Raw genomic sequence first — 21,697 nt, 5'->3', positions numbered from 1 at the left:
CGCGATGCGGAGCCCGCCGGCGGTTCCGATCGCGCCCGGATCGTCGTCGCCATGTCGTCCAACACCCTCGTCCTTCTCGCCTGCCTGGCCGTCGCCTGCGTGCTGTTCTTCGGGCTGGCCAACATGATGCGCGGCGGCAGCGCCAACATCTCGCAGAAATTGATGCGCTTGCGCGTCCTGCTGCAGTTCGTGGCCATCGTGATCATCATGGGGGTTGTCTGGTGGCGCTCGGCCTGAGTCAGAAGTCGCGGGTGTGACTGGGCTGCCGCACAGGCCGCCTTTCGCAGCGAAGGCGGATGAATTGCCGGCCTGCCGCGAACGGCGGCGTGCTACGCTTGGTAGTAACGAACCGCCAAGCCTTATCCGGCCGGGATCAGATGACCGCCGCTTTCCGCACCTGTCTCGTGGGCCTGATCTCCGTCACGGCGATCCTGCCCGTCTCGGCTGCGGATCTTCCGCCGGCGCCGGCGGCCTACTATGCGCCTCCGGCCCAGCCGCTGAGCATCGTCTCTGAGGTGCGCATCGGCGGGTCGGTTCAGGATCCCGGCAGCGCCGAGGGCAAGCTCCCGGGCTTCAGCAAGGCGAACGTCAACGGCGAGATCCTGTTCGCCAAGCCGGTGATCAGCGCCGATCCGTTCTGGCAGGCCTTCGTGCCGCGGCCCACGGTGGGCGGCAGCTACAACACCGGCGGCCGGACCAGCTACGCCTATCTCGGCGCGACCTGGACCCTTGAGATCTTTCCGGAGACCTTCAACCGCCGCGTCTTCCTCGACGGATTCTTCGGCGGCGTGGCCCATAACGGCTATACCGGCCCGAAGGCCCAGACGCCCTACGGCTTCAACACGCTTGGATGCTCGCCGATGTTCCGCGAGGCCGCGGCCCTGGGCTTCCGTCTGACGGAGCATTGGAGCATTATGGCGACCGTCGAGCACATGTCGAACGCGGGCCTTTGCGCCAATAACCGCGGTCTGACCAATTTCGGCGGCAAGATCGGCTATACCTTCTGAGGCATCCCGCTGCGTGGTCAAGCTCAACAAGATCTACACGCGCACGGGCGATAACGGCACGACCGCGCTGGCGGATGGCCAGCGCCGCTCGAAGGCGGATCTGCGGGTCGAGACCTACGGCACCGTGGACGAGACCAACGCCTGCATCGGCCTCGTCCGCCAGCACACATCCGGCGCGCTCGACGGGATGCTCAGCGCCATTCAGAACGACCTGTTCGATCTCGGCGCGGATCTCGCGACACCGCCGAGTCCGGAGCCCCTGCCCTACGAGCCGCTGCGGATCGTCGCCAGCCAGGTGGAACGCCTGGAGCGCGACATCGACGCCCTGAACGCGCCGATCCCGCCGCTGAAATCCTTCGTGCTGCCCGGGGGCTCGGCGGCCTCCGCCGCCCTGCACCTCGCCCGCACCGTGTGCCGCCGCGCCGAACGTCTGGCGGTGAACCTCGCCGCCCACGAAAACGAGATCGTCTCGCCCGAGGCGCTGCGTTACCTGAACCGCCTCTCGGACTTTCTGTTCGTCGCGAGCCGCGCCGCCAACGGTGACGGGGCCGACGACGTCCTCTGGGTGCCCGGCGCAAACCGCTGAGCCGCCGACTTTCTTTTCCGGCACACTCCACTGCGCCGCGTTGACAAGGCGGAAATGTGGCCGCTACGGTCCGGCCGCTCTGCACGCCCCCGCGACGACGCCTGTGTGACGCCCGCGGAAACGGTCTGCACGACGATAAGAATCCTCGGGGAAGGATCGTGACCGCCATGAAGGTGCTTGTGCCCGTCAAGCGGGTTGTGGACTACAACGTCAAGATCCGCGTGAAGGCCGACGGCTCCGGGGTCGAACTCGCCAACGTCAAGATGTCGATGAACCCCTTCGACGAGATCGCCGTCGAGGAGGCGATCCGGCTCAAGGAGAAGGGCACGGTCAGCGAGATCGTGGCGGTGTCGATCGGCCCGCAACAGGCGCAGGAGACCCTGCGCACCGCGCTCGCCATGGGGGCTGACCGGGCGATCCTGGTCAAGACCGACGTCGCCTGCGAGCCGCTGGCGGTGGCCAAGCTGCTCAAGGCGGTGGTCGACAAGGAGAGCCCGCAGCTCGTCATCCTCGGCAAGCAGGCGATCGACGACGACTCCAACCAGACCGGCCAGATGCTCGCCGCCCTGCTCGGCTGGCCGCAGGGCACCTTCGCGTACAGGATCGAGCCCGGCGAGGGCAGCCTCGACGTCACCCGCGAGGTCGATGGCGGCCTGCAGACGGTGAGCCTGACGCTGCCGGCCATCGTCACCACGGACCTGCGCCTGAACGAGCCGCGCTACGCCTCGCTGCCCAACATCATGAAGGCCAAGAAGAAGCCGCTCGAGGAACTGGCGCCGGACGCGCTGGGCGTCGACGTGACCCCGAAGCTCACGGTGCTCAAGACCGCCGAGCCGCCGGGCCGCTCGGCCGGCGTGAAGGTCGCCTCCGCGGCCGAGCTCGTGCAGAAGCTCAAGGTCGAGGCCGGCGTCATCTAAGTCTCTGCCACCGTGGCCGCGCTCCCGTCCCGGTCGAGCGCGGCCCGCCAGCCATAGGGGTTCGCGCACATGACCACGCTTCTCTTCGTCGAGCACGGCAACGGCCAGATCAAGGACGGCACGCTCAAGGCGCTGACCGCCGCCAGGGACATCGGCGGGCCGATCCACGCCCTCGTGCTCGGTTCCGGATCGAAAGCCGTGGCCGAGGCCGCGGCCAGGCTCGACGGCGTCGACACGGTGCTGCTGGGCGAGGACGCGGCCTACGACCACGATCTGGCCGAGCCGGTCGGGGCCCTGATCGCCGCGATCGCCGAACCCTACGACACGATCATCGCCTCGGCCTCGACCACGGGCAAGAACGTGCTGCCGCGGGTGGCCGCGCTGCTCGACGTGGCGCAGGTCTCCGACATCATCAAGGTCGTGTCGCCCGACACGTTCGAGCGGCCGATCTACGCCGGCAACGCGATCCAGACCGTGCAGACGCCTCCGGGCAAGCGGGTGATCACGGTGCGCACGGCGGCGTTCAAGGCGGCCGGCGAGGGCGGGGCGGCGGCGCCGGTCGAACCGGTCCCGGCGGCGGCGCCCGAGGCGGGCGGGTCGCGCTTCAAGGGCGAGGAGATCGCCAAGTCGGACCGTCCGGAGCTGGCCGCGGCGCGGATCATCGTGTCGGGGGGGCGCTCGCTCGGCTCGTCGGACAAGTTCCACGAGCTGATCGAGCCGCTGGCCGACAGCCTGGGGGCGGCGGTGGGCGCGTCGCGGGCGGCGGTGGATGCGGGCTACGCGCCGAACGACTGGCAGGTCGGCCAGACCGGCAAGGTGGTGGCGCCGGACCTGTACGTGGCGGTGGGCATCTCGGGGGCGATCCAGCATCTGGCCGGGATGAAGGATTCGAAGGTGATCGTGGCGATCAACAAGGACGAGGACGCGCCGATCTTCCAGGTTGCGGATTACGGCCTGGTCGGCGACCTGTTCCAGGTCGTCCCGGACCTGCAAGCCGAGATCGGAAAGGCGAAGGGCCAGTAACGCGCGGGCTTTCGCCGCCCTCGGGCGGCGCCGGCATTACCAGGGCCCCGCGCCTGCGCGGGTTCCTTCCGCGTCGATGATTGGTCTAGAAGGCAGTGACGGCGCGATCACAGGCCGTCGCTTTGGCGCAGTCCGTCGAGTCCGGCGGCCGTGCATCGGCAACGGCATCAGGGGCACAGGTCGGTCAATGGGCATGGAGATCAAGCGGGTCGGCATCATCGGCGCGGGCCAGATGGGCAGCGGCATCGCGCAGGTCTGCGCTGCGGCCGGTCTCGACGTCCTTCTGAACGACCGCGATCCGGCCCGCCTGGAGAATGGGCTCGGTCTGATCGAGAGCAATCTCGGCCGGCTCGTCTCCAAGGGGACCCTGTCCGAATCGGACAGCCACGAGGCCCGGGCGCGGATCAACCCGGCGCGGGACTTCGATGCCCTCGGCCCCTCCGACCTCGTGATCGAGGCCGCGACCGAGAACGAGGCCACCAAGCGCGAGATCTTCTCGTCGCTGTGCGCGTCCCTCAAGCCGGAGACGCTGGTCGCCACCAACACGTCGTCGATCTCGATCACCCGGCTCGCCGCCGCGACGGACCGGCCGGAAAAGTTCATCGGCATCCATTTCATGAACCCGGTGCCGGTGATGCAGCTCGTCGAGCTGATCCGTGGCATCGCCACCGAGGACACGACCTACGAGACCGCCAAGGCCTTCATCGCCAAGCTGGGCAAGACCTCGACGATGTCGGAGGATTTCCCGGCCTTCATCGTCAATCGCATCTTGCTGCCGATGATCAACGAGGCGATCTACACCCTCTACGAGGGCGTCGGATCGGTGGAGTCGATCGATACGGCCATGAAGCTCGGCGCGAACCATCCGATGGGCCCGCTGCAGCTGGCCGACTTCATCGGCCTCGATACCTGCCTGTCCGTCATGCAGGTTCTCTACGAGGGGCTCGCGGATTCGAAGTACCGCCCCTGCCCGTTGCTGGTGAAATACGTCGAGGCCGGCTGGCTCGGCCGTAAGGCGAAGCGCGGCTTCTACGATTACCGCGGGCCGACGCCGATCCCGACCCGCTGATCGTCGGCGCCGGGGCGGCACGATGGCCGCCCCATCTGTCCTTACTTCGCAGTTCCGCCGTTCGCATTCTGCTGCGCCGGCTGCGGGTAGGACGGGTTGCCCCCCGGGACAGCCGTGCTGTTCGACGTCGAGGCACCGCCAGACTGGCCATTGACCGAGCCCGTCACTTCCCGACGCGACGCGTCCTGGCTCTGACTGGCGTAATCCTTCGGCGAATTGGCGCCGTTCCAGGTCAGCAGCCCGACGGTCGCGATCGCCAGGAGAACGAGGCTGGCCACCAGCACCCACAGCACGGGCTTGCCGCGCTCGCCCTGCCGACCTTCCTGCGGATTCAACTTCTCGGCCATCTGCACACATCCTCGTCTGCCGGACGCAACACGCGGAGGCGCGGTCTGCGACACGATCCCGTTACCGGCCGCCAACGCGGGGCCGGCGAAGCCGGTTCCTGTCGGAGAGCCTTCAGCGACCCGTGGTCAGCAGGATCTTGCCGAGATGGGCACTCGATTCCATCAGCGCATGCGCCTCCTGCGCCTTCTCCAGCGGGAAGGTGGCATGGGTGACGGTGCGGATCCGGCCGGCATCGAGCTCAGGCCAGACATCCCGGCGCAGGCCCTCGGCGATCGCGGCCTTGTCGGCCTTCGGGCGGGGCCGCAGGGTCGAGCCCGTGAAGGTCAGGCGGTTGCGCATGATCGGCGTGATGTTGAGGCCGTCGACCTTGTAGCCGCCCATCAGGGCGATCATGACCAGCCGGCCGTCGGGCGCGAGGGATTTCAGGTTCCGGGCTAGATAGCTCGCGCCGATCATATCGAGGATGACATCCACGCCGCGTCCATCCGTGAGGCGCTTCACCTCCTCGGCGAAATCGGCCTGCTTGTAATCGATCGCGGCGTCGGCCCCGAGCTCCTCGCAGAAGCGGCACTTCTCGGCCGAGCCGGCGGTGGCGAAGACCTTCGCGCCGACATGCTTGGCGATCTGGATCGCGGTGGCGCCGATGCCGCTCGATCCGCCATGGACGAGGAAGCTTTCGCCGGCAGCGAGGCGGCCGCGCTGGACCACGTTCGAGTAGACGGTGAAGAACGTCTCCGGCAGGCCGCCCGCATCCACCAGGGAGACGGCGTTCGGGCGGGGCAGGCAGTGCGCGGCCTCGGCCACCGCGAACTCGGCGTAGCCACCGCTGATCACCAGGGCACAGACCTCGTCGCCGACCGACAGTCCTTGGACGCCCTCGCCCAGCACCGCGACGCGCCCGGCGACTTCGAGGCCCGGGACCTCGGTCGCGCCCGGCGGGGGCGGATAGAGGCCCGCGCGCTGCATCATGTCGGGGCGGTTCACGCCCGCCGCGACCACTTCGATCAGCACCTGACCCGGCCCAGGGCTCGGCAGCTGAACGGTCTCGACCGCGATCACCTCCGGGCCGCCCGCGCCCGTGTAGCGAATCTGGCGCATGGTCTCGGGCAGGGCAGTGCTGGCCATCAGGCGTCCTCAACGCATGCGTTTCCGGCCCGCGCCCAGCGGACGCGGACCGTCTTGATTGCGGCAATGGCCGCGCTTGGCAAGAGAGGGACTCGCCAAGCGCGCCTTTCCGGGCGCGGAGACTATCGAGCCGCCGCTTTCACCGCGGCGGGGAGCACGATCTGCCCCTGCGCGAGGTTCTTCGGCCAGACCGCGATCTGCTTGCCGTCCTGCCACTGGGCCATCAGCCCAGTCACGAAGCCCTGCCCGTACTTGATCGAGTGGGTGAAGGGATCGTCCTTGCCGTAGAATTGCGTCCGGCCGACCGTGCCCTCCCAGTCGGTCTTCTCCAGGGCGTCGACCAGCTTGTCGGCCTCCGTGGTGCCGGCGCGCTTCACGGCATCGGCCGCGTAATAGACCTGATCGTAGGCCATGTAGCCCGCGTAGGACGGATCGCTGTTGAACCGCTTCTTGAAGGCGTCGCTGAAGGCGAGCGACTTGCCGGTGATCGCAGCACCCGGCACCGCGATGCTCTGGAAGATCACCCCCTGCGTCGCGCCGTTGGTGTTCGACCAGAAGGTTGAGGAGGTCGCCTGCGAGTTCATGCCGGTCATGGCCAGCGGCACCTGCTGGTTCTGCCACTGGACGGTCGGCTGCACGCCGACATGCGAGATGCCGGTGACGATCAGGTCGGGCTTGGACGCCTCGATCTTGTTGTAGATCGGCGTGAAATCCCCCGTGTCCGGCGAGAAGCGGATGTGATCGACGACCTTCACGCCGATCTCGGGCAGGCACTTCTCGTAGCCGACGTCCAGCGGGCGGGTCCAGGCCGCGTCCTCGCTCATGATCGCGGCGGTCTTCACCTTCATCAGGTCGATCAGCATGTCCTTGGTCGAGTCGCAGATCGACTGCGCCAGGGCCGCCGAGGTCAGGTAACCGTGAAAGGTGTACTTGTTGCGCGCATAGTCCTTGTGAACCGCGAGGCTGATCTCGTTCGAGGCCGCACCGGGCGTGATCATCGGCGTCTTGAGCCGGGCCGCCCAGGGCATCAGCGCCAGCACGACCTCCGAGATGTAGCTCGCGATGACGAGGTTCACCTTGTCCTCGGACACGGCGCGCTGGAAGGCCCGCACCGCATCGGAGGCCGAGGACTTGTCGTCGTAGGTGACGACCTGGATCTGCCGTCCATCGACGCCGCCCTTGGCGTTGATCTCATCGGCGGCGAGCTGCACCGCCTGGGGGATCGAGGCGCCGACCACCGACTGCGCCTCCGCGATCACCCCGATCTTGATCGGGTCGGCGGCCTGCGCCGGTCCCGCTCCCACCAGTCCGGCCACTGCGAGCAGGGCCAGGGCCCGGCTCGAAACGCTGCGTTCCATCGGCATGGGCTTCCTCCTGCGGCCCGTGCGGCTTTTACCGCCGCATCGGGATCACGGCCTGAGTGTGCAACATCCGCACGCCTGAATTCAATGTACAGTATCGCGAATGCGTGACGATCGGACGATCAGTTCTCCGCGCGGCGGAAGATCAGGCTCAGATTGTTGGCCGGCATCGCCACGCGCTCGGCGACGATCAGCCCATGCCGTGCCGCCTCCGCGGTGACGGTTTCGCGGTCGCGCACGCCCCAATCCGGATCGCGGGCGCGTAAGGAGGCATCGAACGCAGCGTTGCTGTCCGAAGTGTGCCGGCCCGTTTCGCGGAACGGACCGTACAGGAACAGGAGACCGCCCCCGGCCAGGATCCGCCCGGCACCCGCCATCAGGCCCTCCGTTGCCGACCAGGGGGCGATGTGGATCATGTCGATGCAGACGATCGCGTCGACGCGGTCGACCGGCCAGGAGGTTTTGCGCGCGTCGAGGGCGAGGGGCGGCAAGACGTTCGTGAGGCCGGTCCGCCGTGTGTGGGCCACGACGCTGCGCCTCGCCTCCGCCTCAGGATCGCTCGGCAGCCAGGTCAGGCCAGGCAGCGCCGCGGCGACGTGGGTCGCGTGCTCACCCGATCCGCTGGCGATCTCGAGGACGGTGCCCCGCGCGGGAAGCACGCGACGCAGAACGTCGAGGATCGCGTCCCGATTGCGGGCCACGGCGGGCGCCGTCAGGGCATCCTGATCGTTTTCCCAGTCCAGCATCACGGACCTCTTCGGGATTGCGGGCGACGCAGCATCTTGCGATCGCAGGGTGTCGGCGCGCCGCGCGTATTGCACCGCGGGCAGCGTTGCCATACCCGGTCCGTGCCGATCGTCGACCCGGCCTACGGGTTACCGGTGATGGCTGGCACGCCTCCAGATTGCAAACGGCTCCAGCCCCGTCCTCCGCCCGAGCCGTCCAGGACAGTCCGCATCGTGCAAGACCAACGCGCCGCTCCGACGTTGCCCAAAGCGCCAACGGGCATCGAAGGCTTCGACGATCTGACCCTGGGCGGCCTCCCCGCCGGGCGACCCTCCCTGATCTGCGGTGCGGCGGGCTGCGGAAAGACGCTGTTCGCCACGACCTTCCTGGTCAACGGCGCGACGCGCTACGGCGAGCCCGGCGTCTTCATGAGCTTCGAGGAGCGGGCCGAGGATCTCGCCGCCAACGTCGCATCGCTCGGCTTCGACCTCGACGGGCTCATGGCGGCCGGGAAACTCGCCATCGATCATGTGCGCGTCGAGCGCAGCGAGATCGAGGAGACGGGCGCGTACGACCTCGAAGGCCTGTTCATCCGCCTGGGCTTCGCGGTGGACAGCATCGGCGCCAAGCGCGTCGTCCTCGACACGATCGAGACCCTGTTCGCGGGTTTCACCGACCCGTCGCTGCTGCGCGCGGAGCTGCGCCGGCTGTTCGGATGGATCAAGGATCGCGGGCTCACCGCGGTCATCACCGGCGAGCGCGGCGAGGGCCAGCTCACCCGCCAGGGGCTGGAGGAATACGTCTCCGATTGCGTCGTCCTGCTGGACAACCGCGTCGAGGACCAGATCAGCACGCGGCGCCTGCGCGTGGTCAAATATCGCGGCTCGCCCCACGGCACCAACGAGTACCCGTTTCTGATCGATCATGCCGGGATCAGCGTCCTGCCGGTGACCTCGGCCGAGCTCGACTATGCGGGACCGACCGGCCTGATCTCCTCCGGCATTGCCGGGCTCGACGCCATGCTGGGCCCGGGGGGATTCTATCGCGGCTCCAGCATCCTGATCTCGGGCGCGTCGGGCACCGGCAAGAGTTTGTTGTCCGCCTCGATGGTCGAGGCCGCGTGCCGGCGCGGCGAGCGCTGCCTCGTCTTCGCCTTCGAAGAGAGCGGCGCGCAGATCGCGCGCAACGCAGGCTCGGTCGGGCTCGATCTGTCCACCCATGTGCAGAGCGGTCTGCTGCGCTTCGAAGCCGCGCGGCCGAGTCTCCACGGCCTGGAAACGCACCTCGCCCGGATGCACCGTGACCTCGACCGGTTCCGGCCGGATCTGGTGGTCATCGCCCCGGTCTCGGCCCTGCGCGGGCCGTCCAGCGAGTTGCAGGCCGCGCTCCTGCGCATGATCGACCTGATCAAGAGCCGCGGGATCACAGCGATCTTCACGACCCTGCGCAGCGACGGCTCCCTCGTCGACGACAACGACCTCGGCGTGTCCTCGCTGATGGATGCCTGGATCAAGCTCCAGAACATGGAGGCAAACGGCGAGCGCACCCGGACGCTCTACGTGATCAAGGCACGCGGCATGGGCCATTCCAACCAGATCCGCGAATTTCTCATGTCGTCCGGCGGACTCTACCTGATCGACGCCTATATCGGTACGGCCGGCGTCCTCACGGGCACGGCCCGCGTGGTTCAGGAGGCCCGCGAGCAGGCGGAGACGCGGCTGCGGCTGCAGGAAAACGAACGGCGGCTGCGCGATGTCACACGTCGCCGGGCGGCCATCGACAGGCAGCTCGAGGAACTGCGGGCCAGCCTGGAAGCCGCCGAGGACGAGGAAACGCGACTGCGCGCGGAAAGCAAATCGCGGTCGGCGATTGAACAGGATGAGCGGCGGGAGCTGATCGCACGGCGGAGTGCTGCGACATGAGCGAAACAACCTCGGACGGGCCTGCGCCCGACACGGATCCCGACCGCGATCCCGGCCACTATCATCTGCGCCTCTACGTCGCCGGCCAGACGGCGAAATCCGTCGCCGCGATGGCGAACCTCAAGCGCTTCTGCGAACAGCACCTCGCGGGCCGCTACGACATCGAGGTCATCGATCTGTTGAAGAACCCGCAGCTCGCCGCCGGCGATCAGATCCTGGCCATCCCGACCCTGGTTCGCCGTCTCCCCTCCCCGCTGAAACGGATCATCGGTGATCTGTCGAACACCGAGAAGGTTCTGGTCGGCCTGGATATCCGCTTGCGGGCGGACGAGTCTTGAGTGCGGCAGCCGACGCCTCAGACGCCGCGGATCGCTATCTTTTGAGGCTGTTCGTGGCTGGAACCGCGCCGCGGTCCCTGCGCGCGGTCGAATCCGTGCGCCGGATCTGCGAGGCGCATCTGGCGGGTCGCTATGAACTCGAGATCGTCGACATCTATCAGCAGCCCGAATTCGCCGAGCGCGATCGGATCCTGGCGGCCCCGATCCTGCTGAGGATCGCCCCGCTCCCGGAGCGCCGCATCGCCGGCGACCTTCTGGATGCGGAGCGCGTTCTGGTCGGCCTCAACATCCAACCTGCCGCCGAGGCGCAGCGATGAGCGTCGACGCGTTGCTGCCCGGCGATGAACCGAGCCCGGAGGCGTATCGCGCCCATATCCGGGAACTCGAAGCGCGTCTGGAGGAGAGCGAGGAGACGCTCGCCGCGATCCGGCGGGGCGATTTCGACGCCGTGGTGGTGGAGGGCCCGAACCACGAGCGTCTCGTCTACACGCTGGAGAACGCCGATCGGCCGTATCGCGTCCTGATCGAGCAGATCCAGGAGGGGGCTTTCACCCTCGGCCTCGACGGCACCCTGCTGTACTGCAACCGGCGCTTGGCCGACATGCTGGGCGAGCCCCAGGAGCGGCTCGTCGGGCGGTCGCTTCACAGCTTCGTCCGCGGCGATACCGACCTCGACGGCTTGGTGCGTACCGCCATGGACTCCCCCGTCCGTGAGGAGATCGAGCTCGTCGCCGCGGAGGGAGCCGAGCGTGCGACCTTCCTGTCGCTCAGCCGCCTCGAACAGCAGGTCGACGACCCCCTGCTCTGCGGGATCCTGACCGACCTGACCGAGCAGCGGCGCAGTATGCAGGCCCTCGCGGAGGCCCATGCCCGCCTTCAGTTGGAGAGCGTCGAGCGCGAGCGGGTCGAGGAAGCCCTGCGCCAGTCGCAGAAGCTGGAGGCGGTCGGCCAGCTCACCGGCGGGGTGGCACACGATTTCAACAACCTGCTCACCGTCATCAAGTCGTCCACCGATCTGCTGAAGCGCCCGGACCTCCCCGAGGAGCGGCGGCGCCGCTACGTCGAGGCGATCTCCGACACGGTCGACCGGGCCGCCAAGCTCACCGGTCAACTGCTCGCCTTCGCCCGCCGCCAGGCGCTGCGGCCGGAGGTATTCGATATCGGCCAGTCGCTACGCGCCGTCGCGGAGATGCTCGATTCGGTCACCGGCGCGCGCATCACCGTCGATGCCCGGATCCCGGACGAGCCCTGCTACATCCGGGCGGATCTCAGCCAGTTCGAGACTGCGCTGATCAACATGGCGGTGAACGCCCGTGACGCCATGGGCGGCGAGGGAACCCTGACCCTCCGGCTGCTCGGCGGACGCCCGATGCCGGCGATCCGCGGCCATGCCGGCTCGCGCTGCACCTTCGCGGCCGTATCCCTTGCCGATACCGGAATCGGGATCGCCCCGGAGGTGCTGCCACGCATCTTCGAGCCGTTCTTCACGACCAAGGAGATCGGCAAGGGCACCGGGCTCGGACTGTCGCAGGTCTTCGGCTTCGCCAAGCAATCGGGGGGCGACGTCGATGTGGCGAGCAAGCCCGGCATCGGCACGACCTTCACGCTCTATCTGCCGCAGGTCGAGACGCCCCCTGAGACAACCGACGCGCGCGTTGGCGACGAGCGCGATCTCGACGGCACCAAACTGTGCATCCTCGTGGTCGAGGACAATCTCGACGTCGGCCGGTTCGCCACGCAGATTTTCGAGGATCTGGGCCACGACACCGTCTGGGCGACGAACGCGGAGGAGGCGCTGGCGGAGATCGAGAAGATCCCGTTCCGCTTCGACGCGGTGTTCTCCGACGTGGTGATGCCCGGCATGGGCGGGATCGAACTCGCCCGCACGTTGGAACGGCGCCTGCCGGATCTGCCCGTCGTGCTCACCTCGGGCTACAGCCACGTGCTCGCCCAGGAGGGCGTTCACGGCTTCGACCTGATCCAGAAGCCCTATTCGGTCGAGCAACTGGCCCGGGTGCTGGGCAAGGTGGTGGGACGCAGACGGAGCGACGGCCGGAAACGGTAGCGCCATCCGACAGGATGGCCTTGGGGCTTGCGCAGATGTGAAATGACTTACCGCGTGCCGTACATGCGGTCGCCGGCATCCCCGAGACCCGGAACGATGTAGCCGTGGTCGTTCAGGTGGCTGTCGATGGCCGCAGTCCAGATCGGCACGTCGGGATGGGCGGCCTGGAACTTGGCCAGTCCCTCCGGGGCGGCGAGCAGGCAGACGAAGCGCAGGTCGGACGCCCCCCGGGCCTTCAGGAGGTCGAGGGCCGCGATCGCCGAATTGGCGGTGGCCAGCATCGGATCGAGGACGAGCACCGTCCGGTCGGCCAGATCCGACGGCGCCTTGAAGTAATATTCGACCGCTTCGAGCGTCTCCGGGTCCCGGTAGAGGCCGACATGCGCGACCCGCGCCGACGGCACCAACGACAGCATCCCGTCGAGGAACCCGACGCCGGCGCGCAGGATCGGCGCCAGGACCAGCTTCTTGCCCTGGATCTGGCGGCCCTCCATCGATTGGATCGGCGTCTCGATCGTCACGGGTTCCAGCGGCAGATCCCGGGTGACCTCGTAGGCCAGGAGCATGCCGATCTCGTTGAGGATCTGGCGGAAGCCCTTGGTCGAGCGATTCTTGTCGCGCAGGTAGGTGAGCTTGTGCTGAACGAGCGGGTGATCCACCACGGTGACCTGACCCATCGGCATGGCCCTCCCCTTCGCCCTGGCCCGTGAGAGATGCAGGACCATGGGTCGGCGCGCAACTTCCAATTTGGCTCATCCGGCGTGCAACGGCCGCGCGCAGCGTCGTGCATGCGCACCGGGGATCATGGTCCGGACCTCTTGTCCCGATGAGCCGGGGTACGACCGGCGATCGGGACTCGCCTGCGTAAACACGCACCAAAATAAATAGCTTATCGCAGCGACCAACTTTATTAACAGGGCCCTGCCTAGTAATGTTCATCTATTCCACTGCAATATTTCAAATCATTTTGTATTCTTGCGCAGACAGACCTGCCAAGTATGATTTTACGGTCAAGATTTTGAATCTTTAATCAAGCGAAAGATTTTTCAAAATCCATATCGTTGTCATTCGATGTCATTTATAGAAATTTAGAATTCAACCGATTGGCCGTATCTCGATGCAAGAACAATCGATTAAGTTTCATTACGTCTGAATGTTGCAAAATATAACTTATTACCGAGGCACTGGTTCGGCTTGCCGTTTCAGATCCTTGGATTAATTGGGCGTCGCATTTGGCTTCCGCCACGCAGTCCCGCAGCAGGCAAACTGAACGCGCCATGCCCCTGAATCTCTCCCTCAGAGCAACGTTGACGATTTTGTTCGGTCTGCTCGCGCTGATCTCAGCCGGACAGGGGGGCCTGTCGCTCCGCGATGCGGCCACGATACGCCAATCCACCACGACGCTGGCGACCAACTGGCTGCCGTCCGTCGAGAAGATCAGCGCCATCGAAGTCGCGGTCTCCGAAGTTCGGATCAAGCAATACCGATTGATCCTGCTGTCCGGCACACCGGAGAAGCGGGCCGAGAACGAAACCAACCTTGCGGCGACGCACGCACGCCTGCGCGATGTGCGAAAGCTCTACGAGCCGCTGATCGTCACCCGCGAGGAGCGAACATTCTACGACGCCTTTTCGGAAGCGTGGTCCAACTTCGAGCAAGTGGATCATGAAGCGCGCCGCCTCATGGAAGCCGGACGATCCCAGGAGGCGATGGATCTCCTGGTCAAACCCGACGTCGTCGCCATCGACGACGGCGCCCGTCGGGCTTTGACGCGTCTCGTTGCGCATGACGAGGAGATGGCGTCGCGCGATGCGGGGGACGCGATGGCGGGCGCAAACTCGGCGACCGTGACGGCGCTGGTGGGTATGGGTCTCGCGATCGCGTCGGCTCTCGGCGCAGCGGCCTTCGGCTTCCTGTATATCTCGCAACCGATCCAGCGCATGACCGCCGTGATGTCGAAGCTCGCGGATGGCGAGACCGCCACGCAGGTCCCCCATATCGGCCGGCACGATGAGATCGGCGCCATGGCCGAGGCCGTCCAAGTGTTCAAGGACAACCTGATCCGGACCCGTGCCCTGGAGGTCGAGGCCGCGCAGGCGCGCGTCGCCGCGGAGGAACAGCGCAAGATCGGCCTGCGGGAGATGGCCGACGGCTTCGAGCGCGCCGTCGGCGGGATCGTGGGACAGGTCTCGGCCTCGGCCACCGAATTGCAGTCCACCGCCGGGTCCATGTCGGCCATGGCCGGCGAGACTTCGGCCCAGTCCACCGCTGTCGCCGCAGCGGCCGAGGAGGCCGGCGCCAACGTCAACACCGTGGCGGCCGCGGCCGAGGAACTCGGCTCTTCCGTCCAGGAAATCGGACGCCAGGTGCAGGGTTCGGTGCAGCTCGCCCTCGCGGCGGTCGGCGAGGCCGACCAGACCGGCGCGCTGGTGCAGGAGCTGAGCGCCGCCGTCGGACGCATCGGCGACGTGGTCGGGTTGATCGCGTCGATCGCGGGCCAGACCAACCTGCTCGCGCTCAACGCCACGATCGAGGCCGCCCGCGCGGGCGTCGCCGGCCGGGGCTTCGCCGTCGTGGCCTCGGAGGTGAAGGCGCTGGCCGAGCAGACCGCCAGGGCCACCGAGGAGATCAGCCAGCAGATCGGGCGAGTCCAGAACGTGACGGGCCAAGCGGTCGGCGCGATCGGCACGATTACAGTGCGGATCCGCGAGATCAACGACGTGGCAACCACGATCGCGGCGGCGGTGGAGCAGCAGGGCGCCGCCACGCAGGAGATCGTGCGCAACGTCGGGCAGGCCGCGCAGGGCACCGGTGAGGTGACCAGCAACATCGTGGGCGTCGCCGAAGCCGCCGAGGAGACGGGGCGGGCGGCGAACCAGGTCCTCGGCGCGGCCTCGGAGCTGTCGCAGCAATCCGAGCGCCTCACCGCGGAGGTCCAGCGCTTCCTCGCCGGCATCCGGGCGGCGTGAGATCGGCCGCTAGGCGCGTCCGCTCGAAGGCGTCAGCCCCAGCCCTTTTAAGGTGTTTGAAGCTGTACTATCGCGTAGGAGCGCTGCCCCCCAGGCGCGGCGCTATATCCGAAAACACTTTCTCGTGCAATGGTTTGGTCGCTCCTCGACGATGCTGTTTCGGAGCGCGCCATCCGGGATCAGCCGCTCGGGCGTAGAACGGCCGCGCTAAAGGCTCAGCCGCGCGCGTTGAAGCAGGCAAGAGAGAAGGGCCTGATTTCGTTCACAAGAAGCGCTCGCCCCTGCCCCGACTAAACACCTTAAAAGGGCTGGCGTCAGCCCCGACGGGACAGGGGCTGACGCGAATGAACTCCGCGGGCGCAATCGGCAGCGCCCGCGGATCGGTGTCAGACCGTCTGGCCCTCGCCGCCGCTGTTCCGGCGCTTGGCCATGAAGGCGTCGAACTGCTCGCGGTCCTTGGCGCGCTTCAGCTCGTCGACGAACGCCGCGAATGCGCGGCTCTCTTCCTCCAGGGCCCGCCGCTGGGCCTCCAGGCGGTCGAGCTCCTCGCGGCGATAGGCATCGAACGCCGCGTTGCCGGAGCTGTCACGCCGGCTCGCCGCCTCGAAGGCGCGGGCGAACCGGGAAACCGGCCGGGGCCCCTCGAAATCGGACACGGTCCGCCGCGCCGCGTCGCGCATCTCGGCGAAGGCGGGATAGCCGGTGAGCTTCCAGGCCAGCAGCGCGAGGCCGACCGGCCACCAGTAAATGAAGCCGACGACAATCGCGCCGATCTCGAGCGAGCGGCGCGGGAACGGGCCCGATCGGCTCAGCCTGTCGGTCGCCCAGGGGGAGGAAGTTTGAGAGGTCACGGCAAGGCTCCGCTGTTCATGTGAACGCGGTTAACATGCGGGCACCCGAGGCCGCTTTCAAGACCGTGCCGGACTCGGACCCTGTGCCGCACCGTGGACCAGGGCGAGAACGCCCGCCCGCAACAGCTCGTACTTGTCGGGAAAGCCCGGGCCGCGCGGCAGATGGCCGGCGGCCGACAGGGTGGCCAGGCCGTGCGCGAGCGCCCAGACCTCCAGGGCGATGAAGCGGGGTGCGACGCCGCCGAACCCATCGGCGAAAGTCGCCTGAAGCGCCTCGACCAGCAGGTCGAAGGGGCTCGGCCGTGCCGCGGTATTCGCGCCGTCGCCCGCCTCGTCGGGCTCGGCGGCGGCGGCTAGGCCACGGGTCTCGAAGATCGCGGCGTAATAGGCGGGCTCCTCCTCGGCGAAGGCGAGGTAGGCTTCCCCCATGCGGGTGAACCGCTCCAGCGGCGTGCCGCGCGACGTGAGCGCCCGCGCCAGCCGGGCGGCCAGTTCGGCGAAGCCGCGCCCGGCCAGCTCTTCCAGCAGGGCTTCGCGACCGCGGAAATGTCTGTAGAGGGCGGCCGGGGTCACGCCGACGAGGCGCGCGGCGTCAACCAGCGTGAAGCCGCCGATCCCCCGCTCGGCGATGAACCGGCGGGCGGCCTCGATCAGCGCCTCCTTCAGATTACCGTGATGATAATTCCGCCGGTCGTTCGGTCCGTCCCGCCAGGGTCGCAAAATCCCATATCCTCTGCGCGCTCGTGAGCACCTCGCCGAACATCCGCTTTGCTGTCGAGTGGGCAGACCGCTGGGGCGGATGGATTTCGCGAGGCGACGCCAGGCATTACCACCGAACGCGCCCTTTGTTGCGGATCGGGCGCCGCGACGGCCGCTTGACCGGCGCCGGCTCGGGCTGCACGGTCAACCGGGTCGGCCGGCGCCACGCTTGACCGCGTTCCGGCGCCGGGCCCTCGTTGGTCACAGGACACGCCTCGCATATGGCTTTCGTCAGCCTCAAGGCATGGCGTGCGCGCTCGGCGGAACGCGCCGGGATCGCGGCCCAGCTGAAGCGGGATCTCATCGCAGCGCTCGGTCTCGGCGACGCCGACGCCCTGGCGGTGAACGAGATCAGCTGCCCCGATCCCGGCTGTCCCGACATGGAGACCGTCGTCCTCGTGATGCGCGCGGGGGCGCCGACCCGGGCCCTGCGGATCCGCTGCCCGATGGACGCCGTGGGGCCGGCGGATATCGATGCGCTGGTTGCAGAGGACCGCGACGCCGCATCCGGCGCCTCATCCCGATGATGTGACCGGCAAAGCTCGCTTTGGGGTTGCCGACATAGTGGGTCAGAGCAACCTTTCCCATTCGGCCGCGTCACGCAGGCCGGAGCGCCGGGGACAACGGCGATCTGAAGATTGGGAGAGGCGCATCATGAGAACCCGCAGACACGTCATCGCGCTGGCTTGGCTGGCTGCGCTGGGATCGGGCCTGGCCATCTCGGTCGCGCCCGCCGCCGCGGGCGAAGCCATGCCGTTCTCGGATCGCGCCTTCGAGGCGGCGCAGGCGAGCGGCAAGCCGATCCTGATCGAGGTCAGCGCCCCCTGGTGCCCGATCTGCAAGACCCAGCGTCCGATCCTCGCCAAGCTGGCGAACGAGCCGCGCTTCAAGGACCTTCAGATCTTCGACATCGACTTCGACACGCAGAAGCCGCTCCTGAAGCGCCTGAACGTGCGCATGCAGAGCACGCTCATCGCCTACAAGGGCGCGACCGAAGTCGGGCGGTCCGTAGGCGAGACACAGCCCGAATGGATCGAAGGGCTGGTCGAGAAGACGCTCTGACGGCTCCTGCGCGACCGCGCAGTGCTTCCGCATTCGTTCAGACAGCATCGGTCATAGCGCCGTCGGCCCCGATCCACCCGATGGGGCCGACGGAGACGATTCGGTGACGCGCGTGCCAGCCTCAGACGCCTCGATCCCGGACGCGATCATCGCGGTGCCGGTGCGGAACGAGGAAGAGCGCATCGCGGCCTGCCTGCGGGCCATCGACGCGCAGGCTGGCCTGGCGCCCGGGAGTCTCGGGCTCGTCCTGTTCCTCAACAATTGTACGGACCGGACCGAGGCGATCGTCGCCGCGACGGTGCCGGCTCTGTCGATCCCGGTCCGTGTCCTGACCGAGACCTTCGCGGGGGCGCATGCCGGCTGGGCGCGGCGCCGGGCCATGGATGCCGCGGCGGCTTGGCTCGGGGAGGCGCGGCCGGGCGGCATCATCCTGTCGACCGACGCCGACAGCCGGGTGCCGCCGGACTGGGTCGCGCGCAATGGGGCGGCCATCCGCGCCGGGGCGGACGCGGTTGCCGGCCGCGTCGAGCTCGATGCCGCCGAGGCGGCCCTGCTGCCGCCGTCCCTGCCCGCCCGCGGGCGGCTGGAAGATCGCTACGATGCCCTCATCACCGAGGCGGAAGCCCGGATCGACCCCGATCCGCACGATCCCTGGCCGTGCCATCGGACCGCGATCGGCGCGACGCTGGCCGTGACGCGATCGGCCTACCAGGCGGTGGGGGGCATGCCGGAGATCCCCCTGGGCGAGGACGGCGCGTTCATCGCCCGCCTGATCCAGCACGGGCTGCGCGTGCGCCACGCGACCGACGTTTGCGTGACCATCTCGGCCCGCCTCGCCGGGCGTGCACCCGGCGGCGTCGCCGATACGATCCGCGCGCGCTGCGAGGAGCCGGACGCGCTCTGCGACGCGCGGATGGAGCCGTTCATCCGGGCCGTGCGCCGCTACGCGTGGCGACGCCGCTTCCGGCGACAGCACGGTCAGGGCCTGCTCGCGCGGGATCTATCCTGGGCGCGGCGGCTCGGAATCGACGCCGCGGAGGCCGGACGGATCGCGGCGTTGCCCCTCGGCCAAGCCGTGGCGGATGCCGAACGCGCAAGCCCGCGCCTCGCCTATCGCCCGATCGGCCCGCGCCAGCTGCCGCGGGAAATCCGCATCGCGCAGGCGGGCGTCGCGGTTCTCCGAGGGGCGCTGGCCCTGACGCAGATTCTGAGGCGGATCGCGGTGCCGTCGCCGCGGCGTCACATCATGGATGCCGAACGGGGCCGATCCTGATCGGACCCACTCTCGCTTTGGGCCATAAGATCCCGGGGTGAGAGACCGAACCGCTCACGGAACGCGCGACTGAACGCAGCCGGGTCCGTCAGACCGCAACTCGCCATGACGGTCCCGATCTTGGCGCCCCCCTTGGGGGCCCGGACGATCCGCTCGTAAGCCCGGTCGAGCCGCGCATTGCGAATCGTGGCCGCGATCCCCCCGCCATCCGAGAAGGCCGCGTAAAGCCGGCTGCGGGAGACGCAGAGGTCCGCCACGAGATTGGCCGGGCCGAATGCGGGATCGTGCAGACATCGCTCGATCCGCGCCAGCGCCAGCGAGCGCAAAGCCCCCGCGGAAATGTCCTGCCCGGCAGGCGCGGTGTGGCCATGGATCAGGCCCCGCAGCAGGTGGAGCGCGCCCTCGATGGCGATGTCGGTCTCGGCCTCCGACATCGTGTGAACCGAAGCCGAGAAGGCCCGGAGATACGACGAGAACAGCTCGTTCAGGGGGCCTGCCGGGATCTTGCTGCCGGCCAGATCGCGGATGTTGCCGATCTGAGACTGGAACTTCGCATAGGGGATCAGCAGGCGAATTTCATCGAAATCGGTCAAGCCGCCTCCACTGCCGGGTTGAGCCCAGGTCTGAAAAGCGATGTCGCCGACGCTCAACAGACTGCCGTGCCGGCCGTTCTCGACGTAGCCACGACCCCTGCGCACGAGCATCACGCCCACCTCGTCGCGGCCATCGCGGCGGACATGTGTCGGCGTCCGCTCGAGGCTGTAGGGCCGGCTCACCGTGTGAAAGACGCCGCCGTGCCGCGACTGCGCCATCATGCGACTGGCTGTAAAAGGTCTGTCCAGATCGAGGCGTTGGAGGTCGACGCTCGACATGACCGCGCTCCGCCAATAATCGAACGCCCGTTTTTCTTCCACGCTGTCTGTTGTTCCAAAGAAGATCGGGACTTTTCTGTTCGCGCTCAAGACGGGCCAGCCTCACAGCGGAAGCCGACGATGAGATGTCGTCGGCGTTACGGCCTGAGCGACATCACCGATTCGCATCTGGATAGCAACACCACAGCAACATTTTGCAAAACCTTGAGTTGCCCAGTCGACCAGCCGGGCCTGGTTTGCAAAATCTGATCCCCCCCCCTGTCGAGCGCGGGCCGAATTGCGAAATCAGTATCTCGGGATATTGCCGATTTCTATTCGATCTGCGACGTTTCGGCACCACTCGCCGGCAAAGAGCGTCATGCTACCGATTGAAGTTGGCGACAGCCGCAACACCGAGAGATCGCCAAGTAACAATCCAGATATTTATAATGTATCCAGTATATTAGATCTGCTGTTGAACTATAGGACTTTAGGCCAGAAGCGACCGAGCGAAATCGAAGATCTAGCTCAAGACCGTTCGCGGTTTGGGGTATCGAGCGGTCACGTTGCCGTTCGCTGGGGCCTCAGTCGCTTTGCGGTGCAAGCTGCGCCTCCAGCCGCGGCGATCCCATGCGGGCGAAACGAAGCACGATGGCGCGTCCATCCGCGGGGGGGCTGGTCACCGAGCCGCGGAACCGCGCGGTTTCGGCTGGGCCAAGCACAGCGCGCGGCGCCGCGACCGGGAATGTCTTGAGTACGCGTCCGCCGGCGTCGCGTATCTCGGCGCGAAGCGGCGCGACCGGGGCGTCGGAGGCCGATACACCCAGGAGGTCACCCTCCACCACGAGCTCGGCCGGCCGGCCGTCCTCGGCCATATGGCTGACAGCCACGACGTCGCGGATCGCGACACCGCGCAGATTCACCGGCAAACCGATCCGGGCGAACAGGGACGCGGTCTGCGGCACGGCACGAACCACGGTCGTGCGCGCCAGACAGACGAGCGGGAGTGCTGCGAGCAGCGTCAGCCCGAACGCCAGGGCCGGCGAAACGCCGATGCCCTTGCCGCGCACGGTGCTGCTCCTGGAACGGGGCGCCCGGACGGCGGGGACCGGCTGATCGGTCGCCTCCCGGACCGCATCGGTCGCCTCCTTCCAGGCCGAGTCGGCGACCGGGTCGGCCTCGGCGGCCAGTTCCGCCTCATGTCCGGCGAGCACGTCGGCTGGCGTGATGAACCACGTCTCGCGGCAGGCCGCGCACCGGACCGAGCGCCCCTCCATGCCGACCTTGCCGGCATCGATTTCGTACGCGCTCGCGCAGCTCGGGCAGACGATCAGCATACGCACCATACTCGCATCGATCGGCCGAACCGGGGCCGGACAGTGAATTCGATTGAGAAAGTGTCGCTGAACAGGGTTAAGCGGCCGTGAAATCCGGTAGGCCTTGAA

General features: G+C 67.7%; 23 protein-coding genes. 14 read left to right on the top strand and 9 right to left on the bottom strand.

All coding sequences use genetic code 11. The features are described from left to right. Positions 1-51 precede the first annotated feature (51 nt). From AAHG09_RS07730 to AAHG09_RS07705, 6 genes are all read left to right on the top strand, one after another. The gene (locus AAHG09_RS07730; protein WP_342106442.1) at positions 52-237 is read left to right on the top strand and encodes a twin transmembrane helix small protein; all 186 of its coding nucleotides are present in this window, start codon (positions 52-54) and stop codon (positions 235-237) included. Between the two features lie 140 nt (positions 238-377). Next, positions 378-1,007 (top strand): acyloxyacyl hydrolase, encoded by a 630-nt coding sequence (locus AAHG09_RS07725; RefSeq protein WP_342106441.1) that lies wholly within the window; start codon positions 378-380, stop codon positions 1,005-1,007. A gap of 13 nt (positions 1,008-1,020) precedes the next feature. Further along, positions 1,021-1,593, top strand: a complete 573-nt coding sequence (locus tag AAHG09_RS07720; protein WP_342106440.1) for a cob(I)yrinic acid a,c-diamide adenosyltransferase — start codon at positions 1,021-1,023, stop codon at positions 1,591-1,593. A 167-nt stretch (positions 1,594-1,760) separates the two neighbouring features. After that, on the top strand, positions 1,761-2,510 hold the full coding sequence (locus tag AAHG09_RS07715; protein WP_342106439.1) for an electron transfer flavoprotein subunit beta/FixA family protein: 750 nt from the start codon (positions 1,761-1,763) through the stop codon (positions 2,508-2,510). A gap of 69 nt (positions 2,511-2,579) precedes the next feature. Continuing rightward, a complete protein-coding gene (locus AAHG09_RS07710; protein WP_342106437.1) occupies positions 2,580-3,533 on the top strand; it encodes an electron transfer flavoprotein subunit alpha/FixB family protein in 954 nt (317 codons plus the stop codon). A gap of 187 nt (positions 3,534-3,720) precedes the next feature. Then, the gene (locus tag AAHG09_RS07705) at positions 3,721-4,602 is read left to right on the top strand and encodes a 3-hydroxybutyryl-CoA dehydrogenase (protein ID WP_342106434.1); all 882 of its coding nucleotides are present in this window, start codon (positions 3,721-3,723) and stop codon (positions 4,600-4,602) included. A gap of 41 nt (positions 4,603-4,643) precedes the next feature. Here the strand turns inward: AAHG09_RS07705 and AAHG09_RS07700 are convergent, their stop codons facing one another. The 4 genes from AAHG09_RS07700 to AAHG09_RS07685 form a co-directional block, all read right to left on the bottom strand. Further along, on the bottom strand, positions 4,644-4,949 hold the full coding sequence (locus AAHG09_RS07700; RefSeq protein WP_342106431.1) for a flagellar basal body-associated FliL family protein: 306 nt from the start codon (positions 4,947-4,949) through the stop codon (positions 4,644-4,646). A 112-nt stretch (positions 4,950-5,061) separates the two neighbouring features. Then, the gene (locus AAHG09_RS07695; RefSeq protein ID WP_342106430.1) at positions 5,062-6,075 is read right to left on the bottom strand and encodes an NAD(P)H-quinone oxidoreductase; all 1,014 of its coding nucleotides are present in this window, start codon (positions 6,073-6,075) and stop codon (positions 5,062-5,064) included. Between the two features lie 122 nt (positions 6,076-6,197). Beyond that, positions 6,198-7,439, bottom strand: a complete 1,242-nt coding sequence (locus AAHG09_RS07690) for an ABC transporter substrate-binding protein (RefSeq protein WP_342106428.1) — start codon at positions 7,437-7,439, stop codon at positions 6,198-6,200. Between the two features lie 119 nt (positions 7,440-7,558). After that, positions 7,559-8,182 carry a DUF938 domain-containing protein gene (locus AAHG09_RS07685; protein WP_342106426.1) on the bottom strand — a complete coding sequence of 208 codons (624 nt, stop codon included), beginning with the start codon at positions 8,180-8,182 and terminating at the stop codon, positions 7,559-7,561. A gap of 213 nt (positions 8,183-8,395) precedes the next feature. Here AAHG09_RS07685 and kaiC point away from each other — a divergent pair, with 213 nt between their 5' ends. From kaiC to AAHG09_RS07665, 4 genes are read left to right on the top strand one after another with little or no spacing between them, the layout of a single operon-like run. Continuing rightward, positions 8,396-10,084 (top strand): circadian clock protein KaiC, encoded by a 1,689-nt coding sequence (kaiC, locus tag AAHG09_RS07680; RefSeq protein WP_342106425.1) that lies wholly within the window; start codon positions 8,396-8,398, stop codon positions 10,082-10,084. Next, positions 10,081-10,422 carry a circadian clock KaiB family protein gene (locus AAHG09_RS07675; protein WP_342106423.1) on the top strand — a complete coding sequence of 114 codons (342 nt, stop codon included), beginning with the start codon at positions 10,081-10,083 and terminating at the stop codon, positions 10,420-10,422. Before kaiC ends, AAHG09_RS07675 begins: the two co-directional genes overlap by 4 nt. Before the next feature lie 53 nt (positions 10,423-10,475). After that, positions 10,476-10,739, top strand: a complete 264-nt coding sequence (locus tag AAHG09_RS07670) for a circadian clock KaiB family protein (RefSeq protein ID WP_342106421.1) — start codon at positions 10,476-10,478, stop codon at positions 10,737-10,739. Beyond that, positions 10,736-12,487 (top strand): ATP-binding protein, encoded by a 1,752-nt coding sequence (locus AAHG09_RS07665; RefSeq protein WP_342106419.1) that lies wholly within the window; start codon positions 10,736-10,738, stop codon positions 12,485-12,487. Before AAHG09_RS07670 ends, AAHG09_RS07665 begins: the two co-directional genes overlap by 4 nt. Before the next feature lie 47 nt (positions 12,488-12,534). Here the strand turns inward: AAHG09_RS07665 and upp are convergent, their stop codons facing one another. After that, entirely contained in the window at positions 12,535-13,170 is a 636-nt protein-coding gene (gene upp, locus AAHG09_RS07660; protein WP_342106417.1) for a uracil phosphoribosyltransferase, read from the bottom strand. Positions 13,171-13,764: 594 nt separating this feature from the next. Between upp and AAHG09_RS07655 the strand changes: the two genes are divergently transcribed. Then, positions 13,765-15,456 carry a methyl-accepting chemotaxis protein gene (locus AAHG09_RS07655; RefSeq protein ID WP_342106415.1) on the top strand — a complete coding sequence of 564 codons (1,692 nt, stop codon included), beginning with the start codon at positions 13,765-13,767 and terminating at the stop codon, positions 15,454-15,456. Positions 15,457-15,842: 386 nt separating this feature from the next. Here the strand turns inward: AAHG09_RS07655 and AAHG09_RS07650 are convergent, their stop codons facing one another. Together AAHG09_RS07650 and AAHG09_RS07645 are read right to left on the bottom strand one after the other, a co-directional pair. Then, entirely contained in the window at positions 15,843-16,307 is a 465-nt protein-coding gene (locus tag AAHG09_RS07650) for a DUF2852 domain-containing protein (RefSeq protein ID WP_342106413.1), read from the bottom strand. A 57-nt stretch (positions 16,308-16,364) separates the two neighbouring features. Then, positions 16,365-17,027, bottom strand: coding sequence for a TetR/AcrR family transcriptional regulator (locus AAHG09_RS07645; RefSeq protein WP_342106411.1), 663 nt, complete (start codon positions 17,025-17,027; stop codon positions 16,365-16,367). A gap of 260 nt (positions 17,028-17,287) precedes the next feature. Between AAHG09_RS07645 and AAHG09_RS07640 the strand changes: the two genes are divergently transcribed. The 3 genes from AAHG09_RS07640 (at position 17,288) to AAHG09_RS07630 (ending at position 19,401) form a co-directional block, all read left to right on the top strand. Continuing rightward, on the top strand, positions 17,288-17,593 hold the full coding sequence (locus AAHG09_RS07640) for a hypothetical protein (RefSeq protein ID WP_342106409.1): 306 nt from the start codon (positions 17,288-17,290) through the stop codon (positions 17,591-17,593). Positions 17,594-17,720: 127 nt separating this feature from the next. Further along, positions 17,721-18,128 carry a thioredoxin family protein gene (locus AAHG09_RS07635; protein ID WP_342106408.1) on the top strand — a complete coding sequence of 136 codons (408 nt, stop codon included), beginning with the start codon at positions 17,721-17,723 and terminating at the stop codon, positions 18,126-18,128. A gap of 112 nt (positions 18,129-18,240) precedes the next feature. Continuing rightward, positions 18,241-19,401: a glycosyltransferase family 2 protein gene (locus tag AAHG09_RS07630; RefSeq protein ID WP_342106817.1), complete on the top strand. Its 1,161-nt coding sequence runs from the start codon at positions 18,241-18,243 to the stop codon at positions 19,399-19,401. Here AAHG09_RS07630 and AAHG09_RS07625 read toward each other — a convergent pair. Continuing rightward, positions 19,368-20,273: a helix-turn-helix domain-containing protein gene (locus AAHG09_RS07625; protein ID WP_342106405.1), complete on the bottom strand. Its 906-nt coding sequence runs from the start codon at positions 20,271-20,273 to the stop codon at positions 19,368-19,370. The genes AAHG09_RS07630 and AAHG09_RS07625 overlap by 34 nt on opposite strands. Positions 20,274-20,836: 563 nt before the next feature. Then, positions 20,837-21,589, bottom strand: a complete 753-nt coding sequence (locus AAHG09_RS07620; RefSeq protein WP_342106403.1) for a zinc-ribbon domain-containing protein — start codon at positions 21,587-21,589, stop codon at positions 20,837-20,839. Between the last annotated feature and the right edge of the window lie 108 nt (positions 21,590-21,697).

The sequence above is a fragment of the Methylobacterium guangdongense genome (assembly GCF_038442355.1).
Lineage (GTDB): Bacteria > Pseudomonadota > Alphaproteobacteria > Rhizobiales > Beijerinckiaceae > Methylobacterium > Methylobacterium guangdongense.
The sequence above is the reverse complement of the archived record's forward strand: the minus strand, read 5'-3'. Positions and strand labels throughout refer to the sequence as shown.

What these genes read in the sequence shown, in the direction of transcription:
- AAHG09_RS07730 (WP_342106442.1), top strand. Translation starts at nt 52, where the DNA reads ATGTCGTCCAACACCCTCGTCCTTCTCGCCTGCCTGGCCGTCGCCTGC.
- AAHG09_RS07725 (WP_342106441.1), top strand. Translation starts at nt 378, where the DNA reads ATGACCGCCGCTTTCCGCACCTGTCTCGTGGGCCTGATCTCCGTCACG.
- AAHG09_RS07715 (WP_342106439.1), top strand. Translation starts at nt 1,761, where the DNA reads ATGAAGGTGCTTGTGCCCGTCAAGCGGGTTGTGGACTACAACGTCAAG.
- AAHG09_RS07710 (WP_342106437.1), top strand. Translation starts at nt 2,580, where the DNA reads ATGACCACGCTTCTCTTCGTCGAGCACGGCAACGGCCAGATCAAGGAC.
- AAHG09_RS07705 (WP_342106434.1), top strand. Translation starts at nt 3,721, where the DNA reads ATGGGCATGGAGATCAAGCGGGTCGGCATCATCGGCGCGGGCCAGATG.
- AAHG09_RS07700 (WP_342106431.1), bottom strand. Translation starts at nt 4,949, where the DNA reads ATGGCCGAGAAGTTGAATCCGCAGGAAGGTCGGCAGGGCGAGCGCGGC.
- AAHG09_RS07695 (WP_342106430.1), bottom strand. Translation starts at nt 6,075, where the DNA reads ATGGCCAGCACTGCCCTGCCCGAGACCATGCGCCAGATTCGCTACACG.
- AAHG09_RS07690 (WP_342106428.1), bottom strand. Translation starts at nt 7,439, where the DNA reads ATGCCGATGGAACGCAGCGTTTCGAGCCGGGCCCTGGCCCTGCTCGCA.
- AAHG09_RS07685 (WP_342106426.1), bottom strand. Translation starts at nt 8,182, where the DNA reads ATGCTGGACTGGGAAAACGATCAGGATGCCCTGACGGCGCCCGCCGTG.
- AAHG09_RS07675 (WP_342106423.1), top strand. Translation starts at nt 10,081, where the DNA reads ATGAGCGAAACAACCTCGGACGGGCCTGCGCCCGACACGGATCCCGAC.
- AAHG09_RS07665 (WP_342106419.1), top strand. Translation starts at nt 10,736, where the DNA reads ATGAGCGTCGACGCGTTGCTGCCCGGCGATGAACCGAGCCCGGAGGCG.
- upp (WP_342106417.1), bottom strand. Translation starts at nt 13,170, where the DNA reads ATGCCGATGGGTCAGGTCACCGTGGTGGATCACCCGCTCGTTCAGCAC.
- AAHG09_RS07655 (WP_342106415.1), top strand. Translation starts at nt 13,765, where the DNA reads ATGCCCCTGAATCTCTCCCTCAGAGCAACGTTGACGATTTTGTTCGGT.
- AAHG09_RS07640 (WP_342106409.1), top strand. Translation starts at nt 17,288, where the DNA reads ATGGCTTTCGTCAGCCTCAAGGCATGGCGTGCGCGCTCGGCGGAACGC.
- AAHG09_RS07635 (WP_342106408.1), top strand. Translation starts at nt 17,721, where the DNA reads ATGAGAACCCGCAGACACGTCATCGCGCTGGCTTGGCTGGCTGCGCTG.
- AAHG09_RS07625 (WP_342106405.1), bottom strand. Translation starts at nt 20,273, where the DNA reads ATGTCGAGCGTCGACCTCCAACGCCTCGATCTGGACAGACCTTTTACA.
- AAHG09_RS07620 (WP_342106403.1), bottom strand. Translation starts at nt 21,589, where the DNA reads ATGCTGATCGTCTGCCCGAGCTGCGCGAGCGCGTACGAAATCGATGCC.